A 14,573-nucleotide genomic window follows, 5' to 3' on the forward strand; every position below is an offset into this window, starting at 1 on the left:
GGCCGCGCTCCGCGCCGACGTTACCTTTGTATGAAGGTGCGCATCGGAGCACAGATCGCGGCCGGGTTCGCCGTGCCGCTGGTCGCGCTCGTCATCAGCCTGGCCGCGGTCGTCACCGGCTTTGCCGCGACGAGCGCGGCCAAGAACGACTTGCTCGAAAAAGGCGTCTTCCGGGCCAACGCGCGCGACATCAGCGTGCAGAACGCCTATCAGCGCGAGGCCATCGCCCGCTTCGTCCTGACCCGCAGCGCCGACGCGTACACCCAGTATCAGACCGCCGGCGACGTGGCGACCAAGGACCTCGCGTACATCGAGGACCATCAGGCCTCGGTCCCGGGCGCGAAGGAAGCGTCGGCCCAGATCAGCTCGCTGATCGGTTCGATCCAGGAGCACGACGAAGCCGTCATCACCGCGGCGACCAAGAACCCGCAGGCGGTGCTGGCCGCGTACGGCGGGACGAAGACCGGCGCGTCGGCCCCCATCGCGGCCGCGCTCGCCGGCGCCGCCAGCGCGCAAGCCGATCTGGGCAAAGCGATCACCGCGCTGATCAAGGCCGCCTCGGTCGCCTCGGACAAGTCGAGCGCCGCTTTCGACGAGCGCACGCGCACGACCGAGTACGTGCTGATCGGCCTGGCCGTGCTGGCGTTGGTCGTCTCGACGCTGCTCGCGCTGTGGCTGACGCGGCGCATCCGCAAGCGGTTGGCCGACGTCTCGCAGCGGCTCGACGCGGTCGTCAGCGACGACTTCGCGCGCCTCTCCTCGACCCTCGACCGGCTCGCCGACGGCGATCTGCGGATCGCGTTCCGCTCCGAGCGCGAGACCATCCACGACGACAGCGGCGATGAGATCGCCGACGTCGGCCACGCCTACGATGCGCTGGTCGACGGCTTCGCCGCGATCGGCGAACGGCTGACGGTCGCCGCGCAGCGGCTCGGCGACGCGATCGGCGGCGTGACCCGGGCCTCGCGCAGCGTCGCGCTGGCCAGCGATCAGGCCTCGGCGTCGGCCGCGGAGGCGTCGCGCGCGGTCGAGTCGATCGCGCACACCGTCGACGAGGTCGCGAGCGGGTCGCGCGATCAGGCGACCAAGATCGCGCAAGCCAGTGCCGCCGTCGAAGAGCTGGCGCGCGCCTCGGCCGCGATCGCGGACGGCGCCAACGCGCAGTCGACCGCGATCCAGGAAGCCGCTTTGGCCATCGAGTCGCTCGACCGCGAGATCACGCGCCTCTCCGAGGCCGGTGTCTCGCTGGCCGGCGCGGCGCGCAGCGCCTCGAGCGAAGCCGACGCCGGCGAGAACGCCGTCGAGGCGACGCAGCGCGCGATGCGCGATCTGGGCGAGGTCTCGCAGAAGGCGGCCAACGCGATGATCGCGCTCGAAGGCCGGTCGAGCGCGGTCAGCGAGATCGTCTCGACGATCGAAGAGATCGCCGACCAGACGAACCTGTTGGCGCTCAACGCCGCGATCGAAGCGGCGCGCGCCGGCGAGCACGGCCGCGGCTTCGCGGTCGTCGCCGACGAGGTCCGCAAGCTGGCCGAACGCAGCACCGCGGCGACCAAGGAGATCTCGTCGATCTTGCAGGCGATCCGGCGCGAGACGCTGACCGCCGCCGAAGCGATGCGCGGCTCGAGCGGCTCGATGTCGGAAGGGATCGCGGTCGCCTCGCGCGCTTCCACCGCGCTGACCGCGGTCGCGCAGGCGATCCGCTCGACGACCGAGTTCGCCGACGACCTCGCGCAGCGGGCCGGTTCGATGCGCACCTCCTCGCAGACGCTCACGGCGAACATCGCCAGCGTCGCCGCCGCGATCGGCGAGAACGCCGCTGCCGCGGGTCAGATGCGGCTCACGACGCAGAGCGTCACCGACTTGATGTATCCGGTCGCTCGCACCGCCGAGTCCCAATCCAACGCCTCGTCGCACGTCGCGATCGCGACCAGCGAGCTGGCCGCGGGCGTGCAAGAGATCGACGCGACCGCGCGGGCGCTGCGCGATCAGACCGAGTCGCTCGACGCGCTGGTCGAACAGTTCCGGCTGGCCGATCCGGCCGACTCGCTCTCGCTCGCGCACCCCAACGGCGAGTCGGACGCGCAGCTGGCCGCGCTGGAAGGGCCGCTGGCGCTGCAGAGCTGACCTGCGGCGGTCAGATTCCCGCGAACCAGGCGTAGCCCTGGTCTTCCCAGTAACCGCCCGCGCCGGGCAGCGTCGCGGCCAGCTCGATCCGCTGCACCCACTTCGCGCTCTTGTAGCCCAGCTGCGTCGCGATCCGCAGCCGCACCGGCGCACCGTAGTTCGGCGCGAGCGGCTTGCCGTTGAGATCGGTCGCCAGGATCGTCTGCGGGTGCGCGGCCTGGTGCATGCTCAGCGACTCGTAATAGGCGTTGCCGAGCTGATCGCGGTCCAGGCAGTGAAAGACGACGTAGCGTGCCCGTTGCGCCGGCCGCGCCAACGCCAGCACCGTGGAGAGCTGGACGCCGGTCCACTTGCCGATCGCGCTCCAGCCCTCGACGCAGTCGTGCCGGGTGATCTGCGTGACCTCGCCGAGCGCGCGCAGCTCGCGCAGCGTCAGCCGCTGCGGCGCGGCGACCAGCCCGTCGACGATCAGCCGGTAGCGCGCGAAGTTCCCGCTCACCAGGCCGTCATAGGTGGGATCGCTGGGCGTGTCGAGGCTGTCGATGGGGTAGTCGCCGCGCGTGATCGCGTTCTCCGGGTACTCGCGCGCCAGACCGCGCGTCCCGATCACCGAGAGGTCGACGCGGTTCGCGCTCGCCAGCACCGCGCGCAGCGGCCCTTGCGTGAGCGAGTCCTTGACGCTGCTGCAGCCGGCCAGCCCGATCGACGCCAGCGAGGAGGCGAGAAAGAGCTTGCGCTTCACGGTCCGACGCCGTCGTAACGCCCGAGCACGTACCAACCCGTGATCATCGAGCGGACGTTGTTCCACGCGCCCGTCGTCACCACCAGCAACAGGTGACCGAAGGTGTAGACGACCAGGATGCCCATGAAGACGAAGTGCCACAACCGCGCGAACTGGCGGCCGCCGAAGACCTGCGTGAGCCATGGCAGCGTCGCGTCGATTCCCGGCGAGAGCGCCAGCCCGGTCACCACGACCAGCGGGAAGAGCACGAACAGCACCAGCGTATAGGCCGCTTTCTGCAGCGGGTTGTACGTCCCGTGCGGCGGCGGCGTCTTCCGCAGTCGCAAGTAGTACGCCTGCATCGGCCAGAGCTTGGGCAGATCCGACGGTCGCAAGAGCAGTTCGCGCAGCGAGCCGCGCGCGGCGGCCGTCACCAAGTAGACGAACATCGCCAGCACCAGCATCCAGGCGAAGAAGAAATGCCACAGCCGGCCGTCGGCCAGGTCCTGTTCGCCGGGCAGCGTCATCCAGCCGGGGAACGCGCGCGGCGCCTCGCCGTGCTCGCCGTCGTCGGTATAGCCGAACACGTTGGTCGTCACGAAGCTATGACCGAAGACGGTCGTCGTGCCGACCGGGTGACCGTTCACCAGCGCGGCGCGGAACCACAGCACGCGGTGCGCGACGTCGCTCTTGTCGGACGCGTCCAGATACGGCGCGGCATTGAAGATCTGCAGGCCGCTCATGACCAGCACCAGGATCGAGAGCGCCCACAGCCAGTGGCCGAAGCGCGCGCCGAGCGTGTGGCGGTAGACCGCGCGCGGTTGGCCCGGCGACTCGCTCATCGCTCGGCGACCAGCGTGCGCACGGCGCGCTCGATCTCGGCGTCGTAGCCCTCGCCGACGAAGCGCTCGCGCAGGCGTCCATGCTTGTCGAACAGCAGTTGCGTCGGCCAGGCGGTCACGCCGTAGGCGTTCCAGATGCGCGAGTCGTCGTCGTAGACGACGGGCCAGCTGATTCCCTGGTCCGCCAGCGCGGCGCGCAGGTTGGCGTGGACGCGCTCCTCGGGCAGCTCGGGCGTGTGCACGCCGATGATCGTCACCGCGTCGGTGCCGTACTCGCGGCGCAGATGTTGCAGCTCGGGCGTGACGTGCCGGCAGTTGATGCACGAGAAGGCGAACACGTCGACCAGCGTGACGCGTCCGTCGGTCGCGGGCGGCGCGGTCACGTTGGCCCATCCGCCGCCGGTGAGCACCGGCGCCAGCGTGAGCGCGCTGGCCAGCAGCGGCGCGATGAAGCCGATCATGCCGTGACCTCCTGCGGAACGACGATCGAACGGCCGGCGGTGCGCAGGCGTCCGGCCTCGACCAGTTTAGCGATCTCGACGCTGACGGTCTCGCGGGTGCTCCCGACCAGCGAGGCGACGTCGGCGTGCGTCAAGCGCAGCGCGACCTTCGTCCCGCCCGACACGGGAACGCCGTGCTCGAGCGCGAGCTTGCGGTAGAGGTGCTCGATGCGGTCGCCGACCCGGGCGTAGGCCAGGTCTTCCATCGTCGAGCGGGCCGCGTCGAGCTTGTCGCTGAGCAGCCGGGCGACGTTGAGGGCCAGCGCCGGATCGCGCGTCAGCAGCGCGAAGACGTCCTCGGCGCGCGAGGTGCACAGCAGCGAGTCCTCCATGACGACCGCGACCGTCGTGCGCGGCTCGTCGCCGAACAGCACTTCCTCGCCGAACAGGTCGCCCGGACCGAGCAGCGCGACGGTGACGTCCTTGCCGTCCTCGGTCAGCCGCGCGATCCGCACCGCTCCGCGCTTGACGAAGTAGACGATGCGGGTCGTGTCGCCTTGCTCGAAAACGTGCGTGCCACGCGGCATCTCGCACATGGTGAACAGGTGCTCGGCCTCCGCGACGCCGTCTTCCGTCGTCTGCGCGAAGAGCCGGTTCTGCCGCAGGTACCAGACCTTGTTGGCGTCGGTCATCTCGTTCATGCTAGCACCGGCTTCATGACGACGCGGTAAGCGCGCTTACCACCTCAGTGGCCGCCGGCCGGGCCCTGGACCACCTGGACCAGGTCCTGCGGCCGAATCCAGCGCGCCATCGCCGCCCGCACGCCGGCCGGCGTCGCCGCCAGCTGCGCCAGCGCGTCGATGCGGTCTTGGTCGAGCGGCTGCCCGATCGACGCGTAGGCGAGCATCTCGTCCGCGACCGACTCGTACGACTCGTGCGCGACCGGGATCGACCCGACCACGAGCGCCTTGGCACGCAGCAGCCGGCCCGCGTCGAGCGGGCGCTTCTGCAGCGCCGTCAGGTCGGTGACGACCAGACGCGACGCCGCGGCGACGTTGCGCGGATCGGCGCCGTACGAGATGGTGAAGCGGCTGCGATTGCGTCCGGGCGCCACGGCAGAGTCAACGGTGTAGGCGTAGCCGTGGATTTCGCGCAGGTCGTGGTAGAGCAACGAGGCGTAGAAGCCGCCCGTCAAGACGGTGTTGGCCAGCTGCAAGAGCGGCAGGTCCTTGTCTTGGTAGGTCAGCGGCAGCATCTCGCCCAGCGTCACCTCGGCTTGAATCCGTCCGGTGGCCGGCACGTACGCGGTGACGCGCTTGTTCGGCCGCACCGGCGGCGGAAAGACGTTCGGCGTCGGCCCGGTCGCGTGCCAATCGCCGAAGTACTTCTCGACGCTCGCGCGCGCGGCGTCGGGCGTGACGTCGCCGATCACGACGATGGTGGTGAGGTCGGGTCGATACGATTGCTGGTAGAACGAGCGCACGTCGTCCAGCGTGACCGTGCTCGCCGTCTGCGGCGTCGGCGTGCGCCGGCCCGGATCGCCCGGCGGGAGCAGCGCGTCCGTCAGCGCGACCTGCGCGCGATAGGCCGGGCTCTGCACGGTGCCCTCGAGCTCGCCGACCACCTGCTGTTTGACGATCGCGAACGCGTCGGCGGGGAAGCGCGGGTGCAGCTCGTCGTCGGCAAGCAGCTGCACGCCGCGGTCGAAGTCCGAGGAGAGTACGTCCAAGCCGAAGCTCGTTCCGGCCGAGACGTTGGCCGCGATCGCGTCGAGCTTCGTCTGGTACGCGATCCGGTCGTCGGACTGCGTCCCGAACTCGAACAGATTGTCGGTGATGTCGTCGATGCCGTCCTTGCCGGGCGGGTCCTGCACGCCGTCGTTGTGCAGCACCAGGCCGCGCAGCACGACGGTGTGCGAGATCTGCGAGGGGACGACGATCAGCTTGATCCCGTTGGGCAGGGTTTCTTGCGTCGGCGCCAACGTCGAGGGCGCGACGGTCAGGTGCGAGAGGACGTTCTTGGCGAACGCCGGCAGCGGCGTGTTCGGATTGGGGACGACGGTGTTGTTCTCGCCCTCGCGACCGCCGAACGCGGCGCCGGCGGCCGCCTTGGGCGTCGAGATCGCGACCGTCGCCGTGCTGTTGTCGTAGTCGGTGCGCAGCACGCGGTTGACGTCGTCGACGGTGACCTTCGCGATCCCCGCCAGGTCTTCGTCGGGCGTGCGGTGCTCGACGGCCAGCGCGTCGCTCCAGGTCGAGGCCAGTCCGCTGACCGAGTTGACGGCGAACTGCGCCTGCGCCAGCTCGCGCTTCTTCATCACCTCGACCAGGTCGGCCGGCACGCCGGTCTTCTTGTAGCCGTCGATCACCGCTTCGACCTCGGCGACCGCGTCGTCGCCCTTGGTCGACACCGGTACCGCCGCGCCGACCAGCGACACGCCGGCGGCCGGATAGGTCTGTCCCTGCGCGAAGGTCTGCAGCGCCTTGCCCGAGACCTGGAGATCGTACAACGCGCCGCGCGGGCTGTTGAGGATGTCGCTGAGGATCTCGGACGCGTAGTAGTCGGGGCTGTCGTAGCCCGGCACGCGGTAGGCGACGAACGCCAGCGTGATCGGGTCCGAGCTGTTGTCGCGCAGCGTGAGCGGGGTGAGCGGCTGCAGCCGCACCGGCTGGCGCGCCGGCAGCGCCGCCGACGGATCGTCGGCCCACAGCGCGGTGACCTTCGCGATGGTGGCCTGCGGATCGACGTCGCCGGCGATCACGTAGATCGCGTTGTTCGGATGGTACCAGCGATCGTAGAAGCGCCGCAGATCCGGCGCCTGCAGCTGCTTGAAGCTGGCCACCGTGCCCAGCCCGGTGTCGGCGTACGGCGTGCCGGCCATGACGTGCTCGATCGCCTTCGTGTAGAGCCGGTAGCTCGCGCTGGAGTTGTCGCGGGTGACTTCTTGCGTGATCGCGCCGCGCTCTTCGTCCCATCCCTGCTGCGAGTCGAGGATGCCGCTCGCGCGCGAGCGCTCGAGATGCAGCGCGATGTCGAGATCCTGGGTCGGCACCTCGAAGAAGAACTGGGTGATCTCGTTCTGGGTGTCGGCGTTGAACGTGCCGCCGGTGACCGCCATCGTCTGCGCGAACTGCGAGGCGCCGATCGTTCGGCTGCCGCGGAACATCATGTGCTCCTGCGCGTGCGCCGTGCCGGTGACCGACTCGTCGTCGGCGCCGGCCAAGTAGTTCATCCAGGTCGAGACGACCGGGGCCAGGCGGTCGCGGATCACGACGACCTGCATCCCGTCGGGCAAGGTCGCGCGGGTCACGTCGGCGCTGAGCGGCTGGGGTTGCGCACCCGCCGGAGCCAAGGGACCGGCGAGGAGTGCCGCGGCGAGCGCGGCGGCGGCGAAGGGGCGCAGGCGGTTCATGGTCTCTGAACGTTCCGAGCGGACGAGGCGGCACCTCGCGCACCGTGGAACGCCTGCGTCCGTGCCCGAAGCCGCCCTCCGCGTCACCCGGCAGGCGAGGCGCGTCCGCGTGACGCTGGCCCGCCCCGACGTGCGCAACGCCTTCAACGCCGCGCTGATCGCGGAGCTGCGCGACACGTTTCTCGCCCTCGCCGTGGAGCCGCACGTTCGCGTCGTGATCCTGGAAGGCGAGGGCAAGGTCTTCTGCGGGGGCGCCGACGTCAACTGGATGCGCGCGTCGCTCGATCTCTCCGAGGACGACAACGTCCACGACGCCGAGGCGATGTCCGACATGTACCGCGCGATCGACCGCTGCCCGAAAGGCGTGATCGTGCGCGCGCACGGCGCGGCCCTGGGCGGCGGCGCCGGGCTGTGCGCGGTGGGCGACGCGGTCGTCACCGACGCCGAAGCGATCTTCGGCTTCACCGAGACCAAGCTCGGCATCATCCCGGCCGTCATCTCGCCGTTCGTGCTGGCGAAGATCGGTGCCGGCAACGCGCGCCGGTACTTCTTGAGCGGCGAACGTTTCGACGCGCGGACCGCGCAGGCGATCGGCCTGGTGCACGAAGTCGTGCCGGGCGACGCGCTGGACGGGACGGTCGACGCGATCGCGAGCGAGCTCGAGAGCGCCGGACCCGAAGCGGTGGCCGCCGCGAAGGGACTGATCCCGCAGGTGCTGGCGGCCAGCTACGACGGGAGCCGCACGCTGACCGCGCGCGCGATCGCGCGCCGCCGCACCAGCGCCGAAGGACAGGACGGGCTGCGCGCCTTCCTCGAGCGGCGGCCGGCGGGGTGGATCGCGCCGTGATCCGCCGTCTGCTGATCGCCAACCGTGGCGAGATCGCGATCCGCATCGCGCGCGGCGCGCGCGAGCTCGGCATCGTGCCGGTCGGCGTCTACTCCGACGCCGACGCGCACGCGCTGTTCCGCTCGTCGATGGACGCCACGCTGCGCATCGGCCGCGGTCCGGCCGGCGAATCGTATCTCGACGGCGAGCGGATCGTCGCCGCCGCGAAAACGCTGGGCGCCGACGCGATCCATCCCGGGTACGGCTTCCTCTCCGAGCGCGCCTCGTTTGCCCAGCTGGTCGTCGACGCGGGGCTGACGTTCGTGGGGCCGACGCCGGACGCGATCGCGGCGATGGGCTCGAAGATCGACGCCAAGCGCCGCGTGCGCGCGGCGGGCGTCCCGGTCGTTCCCGGCTACGACGGCGACGACCAGCGCGATGCGGTGCTGCGCGAGCACGCAACGCGCATCGGCACGCCGCTGCTCATTAAGGCGTCGGCGGGCGGCGGCGGACGCGGGATGCGGGTGGTCGAGAACCTTGCCGACTTCGACGAGGCGCTGGCGAGCGCGCGCCGCGAAGCCAAGGCGGCCTTCGGCGACGACGCGGTGCTGCTCGAGCGGTACCTGACGCGCCCGCGACACGTCGAGTTCCAGATCCTGGCCGACGCCTACGGCGCGACCGTGCACCTGGGCGAGCGGGAGTGCTCGATCCAGCGCCGTCACCAGAAGGTCATCGAGGAGGCGCCGAGCGTCGCGCTCGATCCCGGCCTGCGCGCGCACATGGGTCAGGCCGCCGTCGAAGCCGCGCGCAGCGTCGGCTACACCAACGCCGGCACGGCCGAGTTCATGCTCGACGCCGACGGCGCGTTCTACTTCCTGGAGATGAACGCGCGCCTGCAGGTCGAGCACCCGGTGACGGAGCTGGTGTACGGCGTCGACCTCGTGCACGAGCAGCTGCGCATCGCCGGCGGCGAACGCTTGCGCTTCACCCAAGCCGATCTCGTGCCGCGCGGCTGGGCGATCGAAGCGCGCCTCAACGCCGAGGATCCCGCGCACGACTTCCTGCCGCAAGCCGGTACGATCGCGACCTTCGAAGTCCCGCGCGGCCCCGGCGTGCGGCTCGACAGCGGCTTCGCCGCCGGCAACGAGGTGCCGGTCTTCTACGACTCGCTGCTGGCCAAGATCATCGTGTGGGGCGCCGACCGCGACGCCGCCGTCGCGCGCCTGGCCGTGACCCTGCGCGAGACCGACGTCGCGGGCGTGGCCACGAACCTGCCGCTGCTGCGCGCGATCGTCGGCGACGAGCGCTATCGCGCCGGCGAGACGACGACGCGCTTCCTCGACGAGCGGATGCCGACGTACCACCTGGGCATCCCGCGCGCCACCGAGGCCGCCAAGCTGCGCGTCGCCGCGGCACTGCTCGCGCGCGCCGGCGACTGGCGGCTCGGCGGCGTCGGCGTACCGCTGGCATACGCGATCGACGGCGACCCGGTCCGCGCCCACGCGACCTTCGACGGGACGCGCTGGCGGCTGAGCGGCGACCTGATCGCGACGATCGAGGCCAACGGCTGCGACGCGACCGCGACGCAGACCGGCGGCACCGTCGCGCTGAACGGCAGCATCGTGCGCTGGACGTGGCTGGCGCCGCCGAGCGCGTCGGCCGACCACGGCGCGCACGCCGCCGGCTCCGGTGAGGTGACCGCGCCCATGCCGGGCAAGATCGTCAGCGTGGCGGCTGAGCCCGGCGCCCACGTCGAGCAGCGCGCGCTGCTGATCGTGCTCGAGGCGATGAAGATGGAGCACCGCATCGAGGCCCCGATCGCGGGCACCGTCGGCGAGGTCCGCGTCAAACCCGGCGACCTGGTCGCCAGCGGCGCGCTGCTGGTCACCATCGGCGCGTAGCCGTGCGCGTCATCCTGATTCCCGGCTGGAACGAGGCGGCGGCGCTGATGCGCACCTTCGACGAGGGGCGGCACGGGATCGACGGGCTGGCCGCCTATGGCTTCGACTGCTCGATCTTTCCGGTCGACGGCGACGACCCGCTGCGCGAGCGGATCGATCGCTTCGCGGCGTTTCTCGACGCGCTGCGCACCCGCGAGGGCGACGAGGCGTTTCCGGTCGCGACGGTGGGCTACAGCATGGGCGGCCTGGTCAACCGCGGCTTCTTACGCGCGTATCCGCATCGCGCGCACGAGATCGCGGCGACGGTGCAGATCGCGGCGCCCAACGGCGGCCTCATCACCAACTACGCCGTCGGCACGCTGCGCATCGCGCGCGTCCCCACCCACGTCTTGGCCGACCTCGACGTCGCCTCGCCGTTCGTGACCTGGCTGAACGGGACCGGCGGCTGCTGGGTGCCCGATCCCGACAACGCCCGCAAGCAGCGCTGGAAGCTCGATCGCGAGCCGTGGGTCGCGCCCGAGGGCCACCGCGTGCTGCACCTGGCCGGCCGGATGCCGAAGTACGGCTTGCAGAGCGACGGCGTCGTCATGATCGAGTCCGCGTCGCTCGACGGTGCGCTGACGTGCACGACGCTCGACGGCGACGCCGCCAACCACCTCAACCTCGGCGCGGCGTCGAACCTGTTCGCGACGATCTTCCGCCGCTTCCGGCACGACGACGCGGTGTGGCCGACGTGCGTCGCGCAGATCGCGAAGTTCTTGCGCGGCGAGCCGGTGGAGACCCAGATCACGACCGCTTGATGAGTCGCATCCCGGTCGACGGCGACAAGTAACCGGGCCGTCCAGCGGGAACACGGGGTCGGGTGAGCACCACCCGGCCTCCGTCTTCCCTCGCCATTCGCACCGGTTCGTTCTGCGACGGCACGCCGGCCGCCGCGCGGCGCAACGTGACGCTGCTGGTCGAAGGCGACCGGATCACCGCCATCCGGCCGAACGACGGCCCCGTCCCGGCCGACCGCACGCTGGAGGCGGCCTGCGTCGTCCCGGGGCTGATCAACGCGCACGCGCACCTGGAGGCCAACGGCGAGCCCGACCTGGCCTCGGTGATCGTCTTGCGCACGCCGCTGCAGCGCGCGCTCTACGCCGCGCAGAACGCGCGGTTGGCGCTGCAGGCCGGCGTCACCACCGTGCGCGACCTGGGCGCGGCCGACGGCACCGCGATCGCGGTACGCGACGCGGTCGAAAAGGGCGAGCACCCCGGCCCGACCATCATTCCCGCCGGCCGCGCGCTGTGCATGACCGGCGGGCACGGGTTCTTCATGGGCCGCGAGACCGACGGCCCGTGGGACGCGCGCAAGGCCGTGCGCGAGCAGCGCAAAGCGGGCGCCGGCGTCATCAAGCTGATCGCGACCGGCGGCGTGCTCACCAAGGGCGCCGTGCCGGGACAGGACCAGCTGACCGAGGACGAGATGCGCGCGGCCGTCGACGAGGCGCACACGCACGGGATGCGCGTCGGCGCGCACGCGATCGGCACCAGCGGAATCAAGAACGCGCTGCGCGCCGGCGTCGACTCGATCGAGCACGGGCACCTGCTCGACGACGAGGCGATCGCGCTGTTCCTCGAACGCGGAACGCGCCTGGTGCCGACGCTGGCGGCGGTGACCTGCATCGTCGAGAACGCGCAGAACGGGACGCAGCCGGACTTCGTCGTGCGCAAGGCGCTCGAGCTCAACGAGCGCGCCGGCGAGAACGTGCGCCGCGCCTGGCGGGCCGGCGTGCGCATCGCCGGCGGCTCCGACGCCGGGACGCCGTACAACTTCCATCAGAACTACGCCTACGAAGTCGAGCTGATGGTGCGCGTGCTTGGCATGGCGCCGCTCGAGGCGCTGCACGCGGCGACGCAGAGCGCGGGCGAGCTGCTCGGCGTCGAGGCCGGCGTGCTCGACACCGGACGCCCGGCCGACGTACTGCTGCTGGCGGGCGACGCCGGCACCGACGTGCGCGCGCTGCGCGACCCGCAGGCCGTGATCAAGGCGGGCGCGATCGTTCACCAGCGTGCCTGACGGCAGTCTGGCCGGACTGCGCGTCGCGATCCTCGCGCCGATCAGCTGGCCGGCGCCGCCGCCCGGCTACGGCCCGTGGGAGCAGGTCGCCTCCGACATCGCCCGCGGCATGGTCGCGCGGGGACTGGACGTCACGCTGTTCGCGACCGGCAACTCGCGCAGCCCCGGCAAGCTCGCATCCGTGATCCCCGTCGGACTCAACGAAGACCCGGCGCTCAACGGCGAGGTCAGCGTCGAGTTGCACATCGCCTCGCTGTTCGCGCGCGCGCGCGAGTTCGATCTGATCCACAACAACTTGGATTGGAAGCCGCTGCTCTACGCGCTGGCGACCGACGCGCCGCCGCTGCTCACGACCGTGCACGGCTTCTCCTCGCCGCCGATCTTGGGCGCGTACTACGCCGGCGCGGCGCGCTCGTTCTACTGTTCGATCAGCGACGCCGATCGCGACCCGGGCCTGGCGTACCTGGCGACGACCTACAACGGCGTCGACCCCAACGCGTGGACGTTTCGCGAGCACCCCGGCGACTATCTGCTGTTCTTCGCGCGCTTCCACCCCGAGAAGGGCGCGCACCTGGCGATCGAGGTCGCCCGCCGCGCGGGCGTGCGTCTGAAGATGGCCGGCATTCCGCACGACGAGGCATACTTTCGCGAGCAGGTCGCGCCGTACATCGACGGCGACGCGGTGCAGTACCTCGGCCACGTGCAAGGCGCCGCGCGCGACGAGCTGGTCGGCGGCGCGCTGGCGCTGGTGCACCTGACGACGCGGCCGGAACGCTTCGGTCTGACGCTGATCGAGGCGATGGCGTGCGGCACGCCGGTGCTGGGCGCGCGCATGGGCTCGATCCCCGAGATCGTCGTCGACGGCGTGACCGGCTATCTGTGCGACGACGTCGCGCAAGCCGTCGCGCGCGTGCCGGACCTGGCGACGCTCTCGCGCCGCGCGTGCCGCGCGCACGTCGAGGCGACCTTCTCGCTCGAGCGGATGACGGAGCGCTATCTCGCCGCCTACGCCGAGGCGCTGCGCTTGTGCCTGCCGCCGCCCCCGACCGACGAACAGCTGCGCTGGCGCGCCCACGACTGGTGGGACCGGCCGCAGGCGTTTACCGACCTCCCGCCCAAGCCGCGCAGCCGCTGATGTTCGCGTTCGTCGTCTCCCTGCGGCGGCCGCTCGACGAGGCCGACCGCGCGACCCTCGCCGCGCTCGCGCGCGTCAACATTCCGGTCCACGTCCTCGATGCCGCGACGCTGGACCCCGCGCGCTTGGCGGACGCGTGCGCGCTGCCGCCGCGCCTGGTCATGGTCGCCGTCGACGACGCTGCGTTGGGCGAACGGCTCGCCGCCGGCGGCTACGACGCGCACGTGCTCGGGGCGGGCGAACCGCTGGCGAACGCGCTGCCGGCGCTCGAGGTCGCGTTCTGCCGCGCCTCGCTCGAGCTGCGCGGGTTGGTGGCGCGGCTCTTCCGCCGCCCCCACTAAGCGCCGATCGCCGCCGCCTGGAGGACGACGAACTCGGCCCCGGCCATCGTCAACCGGCCGGCGTCGCGCAGCTTGCCGACCTCGACCGAGACCGTCTCGCGCGTCGAGCCGACCAGCGAGGCGATGTCGGCGTGGGTGAGCTTGAGCGTGATGCGCACGTTGCCGTTCTGTTCGCGCACGCCGTGCTCGTCGGCCAGGCGTTGGAACAGGCGCACGATGCGATCCGGCACCTTGAGCGCCGCCAGGTCCTCGATCGTCGAGATCGCCTCGTCGCGCTGCTCGTGCAGATAGCGCGCCATGTTGAGCGCGATCGCCGGCTGCGTCGCGATCAGCCCGAACAGGTCTTGCGCGCGCGAGGTGCACACCAGCGCGTCCTCGATGACGGTCGCGATCGTCTTGCGCTCGGTCTCGCCGAACAGCGCTTCCTCGCCGAAGACGTCGCCCTGGCCCAGGATCGCGATCGTCACTTCCTTCCCGTCGGCGGTGACGCGCGAGAGCCGCACGCGACCGCGCTTGAGGAAGTAGACGGTGCCGGCCGGATCGCCTTGCTCGAAGAGCATCGTTCGCCGTCCGCGCTCGAGGATGGTGAAGAGGTGGTTGCAGCCCGAGAGCACGTCCTCGCCCACCCGCTCGAAGAGCCGGCTCCGGCGCAGATACCAGACCTTGTTCTCACGGACCATCCGGAACGTCCCCACCACTCTCGTCGGGCGGTTCCCTTCGCCACCGGCCGCGGCCGGCCATGGGCGACCCGGACCACATGTTCACG

13 protein-coding genes are annotated in these 14,573 nt (G+C 71.3%); 7 read left to right on the plus strand and 6 right to left on the minus strand.

The window, feature by feature from the left end; all coding sequences use genetic code 11:
* Nucleotides 1-30: 30 nt before the first annotated feature.
* Nucleotides 31-2,127, plus strand: a complete 2,097-nt coding sequence (locus VMD91_19520) for a methyl-accepting chemotaxis protein (GenBank protein HTW86271.1) — start codon at nt 31-33, stop codon at nt 2,125-2,127.
* A 10-nt stretch (nt 2,128-2,137) separates the two neighbouring features.
* On the opposite strand, the gene VMD91_19525 is transcribed toward VMD91_19520, so the two are convergent.
* From VMD91_19525 to VMD91_19545, 5 genes are read right to left on the minus strand one after another with little or no spacing between them, the layout of a single operon-like run.
* Nucleotides 2,138-2,869 (minus strand): molybdopterin-dependent oxidoreductase, encoded by a 732-nt coding sequence (locus VMD91_19525; GenBank protein ID HTW86272.1) that lies wholly within the window; start codon nt 2,867-2,869, stop codon nt 2,138-2,140.
* Nucleotides 2,866-3,690 (minus strand): cytochrome b/b6 domain-containing protein, encoded by an 825-nt coding sequence (locus tag VMD91_19530; protein ID HTW86273.1) that lies wholly within the window; start codon nt 3,688-3,690, stop codon nt 2,866-2,868. The genes VMD91_19525 and VMD91_19530 overlap by 4 nt, the downstream gene beginning before the upstream one ends.
* A complete protein-coding gene (locus VMD91_19535; protein HTW86274.1) occupies nt 3,687-4,151 on the minus strand; it encodes a redoxin family protein in 465 nt (154 codons plus the stop codon). Before VMD91_19535 ends, VMD91_19530 begins: the two co-directional genes overlap by 4 nt.
* Nucleotides 4,148-4,831, minus strand: a complete 684-nt coding sequence (locus VMD91_19540) for a Crp/Fnr family transcriptional regulator (GenBank protein ID HTW86275.1) — start codon at nt 4,829-4,831, stop codon at nt 4,148-4,150. The genes VMD91_19535 and VMD91_19540 overlap by 4 nt, the downstream gene beginning before the upstream one ends.
* A gap of 44 nt (nt 4,832-4,875) precedes the next feature.
* Nucleotides 4,876-7,542 carry a pitrilysin family protein gene (locus tag VMD91_19545; protein ID HTW86276.1) on the minus strand — a complete coding sequence of 889 codons (2,667 nt, stop codon included), beginning with the start codon at nt 7,540-7,542 and terminating at the stop codon, nt 4,876-4,878.
* Between the two features lie 109 nt (nt 7,543-7,651).
* Between VMD91_19545 and VMD91_19550 the strand changes: the two genes are divergently transcribed.
* The 6 genes from VMD91_19550 to VMD91_19575 all read left to right on the plus strand — a co-directional run bounded on the left by VMD91_19550 (nt 7,652) and on the right by VMD91_19575 (nt 13,807).
* On the plus strand, nt 7,652-8,389 hold the full coding sequence (locus tag VMD91_19550) for an enoyl-CoA hydratase-related protein (GenBank protein ID HTW86277.1): 738 nt from the start codon (nt 7,652-7,654) through the stop codon (nt 8,387-8,389).
* Nucleotides 8,386-10,269: an acetyl-CoA carboxylase biotin carboxylase subunit gene (locus VMD91_19555; GenBank protein ID HTW86278.1), complete on the plus strand. Its 1,884-nt coding sequence runs from the start codon at nt 8,386-8,388 to the stop codon at nt 10,267-10,269. The genes VMD91_19550 and VMD91_19555 overlap by 4 nt, the downstream gene beginning before the upstream one ends.
* A gap of 2 nt (nt 10,270-10,271) precedes the next feature.
* A complete protein-coding gene (locus VMD91_19560) occupies nt 10,272-11,069 on the plus strand; it encodes a hypothetical protein (GenBank protein ID HTW86279.1) in 798 nt (265 codons plus the stop codon).
* Between the two features lie 62 nt (nt 11,070-11,131).
* The gene (locus VMD91_19565) at nt 11,132-12,331 is read left to right on the plus strand and encodes an amidohydrolase family protein (protein HTW86280.1); all 1,200 of its coding nucleotides are present in this window, start codon (nt 11,132-11,134) and stop codon (nt 12,329-12,331) included.
* Nucleotides 12,324-13,466, plus strand: coding sequence for a glycosyltransferase family 4 protein (locus tag VMD91_19570; protein ID HTW86281.1), 1,143 nt, complete (start codon nt 12,324-12,326; stop codon nt 13,464-13,466). The genes VMD91_19565 and VMD91_19570 overlap by 8 nt, the downstream gene beginning before the upstream one ends.
* Nucleotides 13,466-13,807, plus strand: a complete 342-nt coding sequence (locus tag VMD91_19575) for a hypothetical protein (GenBank protein ID HTW86282.1) — start codon at nt 13,466-13,468, stop codon at nt 13,805-13,807. Before VMD91_19570 ends, VMD91_19575 begins: the two co-directional genes overlap by 1 nt.
* On the opposite strand, the gene VMD91_19580 is transcribed toward VMD91_19575, so the two are convergent.
* On the minus strand, nt 13,804-14,487 hold the full coding sequence (locus VMD91_19580) for a Crp/Fnr family transcriptional regulator (protein HTW86283.1): 684 nt from the start codon (nt 14,485-14,487) through the stop codon (nt 13,804-13,806). The two genes, VMD91_19575 and VMD91_19580, sit on opposite strands and share 4 nt — an antisense overlap.
* Between the last annotated feature and the right edge of the window lie 86 nt (nt 14,488-14,573).

Origin of the sequence: Candidatus Sulfotelmatobacter sp., assembly GCA_035504415.1 — a bacterium.
Lineage (GTDB): Bacteria > Vulcanimicrobiota > Vulcanimicrobiia > Vulcanimicrobiales > Vulcanimicrobiaceae > Vulcanimicrobium.

Bases quoted from the DNA above. Each gene is read 5' to 3' on its own strand.
- VMD91_19520 (HTW86271.1), top strand. From the start codon at position 31: ATGAAGGTGCGCATCGGAGCACAGATCGCGGCCGGGTTCGCCGTGCCG.
- VMD91_19530 (HTW86273.1), bottom strand. From the start codon at position 3,690: ATGAGCGAGTCGCCGGGCCAACCGCGCGCGGTCTACCGCCACACGCTC.
- VMD91_19535 (HTW86274.1), bottom strand. From the start codon at position 4,151: ATGATCGGCTTCATCGCGCCGCTGCTGGCCAGCGCGCTCACGCTGGCG.
- VMD91_19540 (HTW86275.1), bottom strand. From the start codon at position 4,831: ATGAACGAGATGACCGACGCCAACAAGGTCTGGTACCTGCGGCAGAAC.
- VMD91_19545 (HTW86276.1), bottom strand. From the start codon at position 7,542: ATGAACCGCCTGCGCCCCTTCGCCGCCGCCGCGCTCGCCGCGGCACTC.
- VMD91_19575 (HTW86282.1), top strand. From the start codon at position 13,466: ATGTTCGCGTTCGTCGTCTCCCTGCGGCGGCCGCTCGACGAGGCCGAC.
- VMD91_19580 (HTW86283.1), bottom strand. From the start codon at position 14,487: ATGGTCCGTGAGAACAAGGTCTGGTATCTGCGCCGGAGCCGGCTCTTC.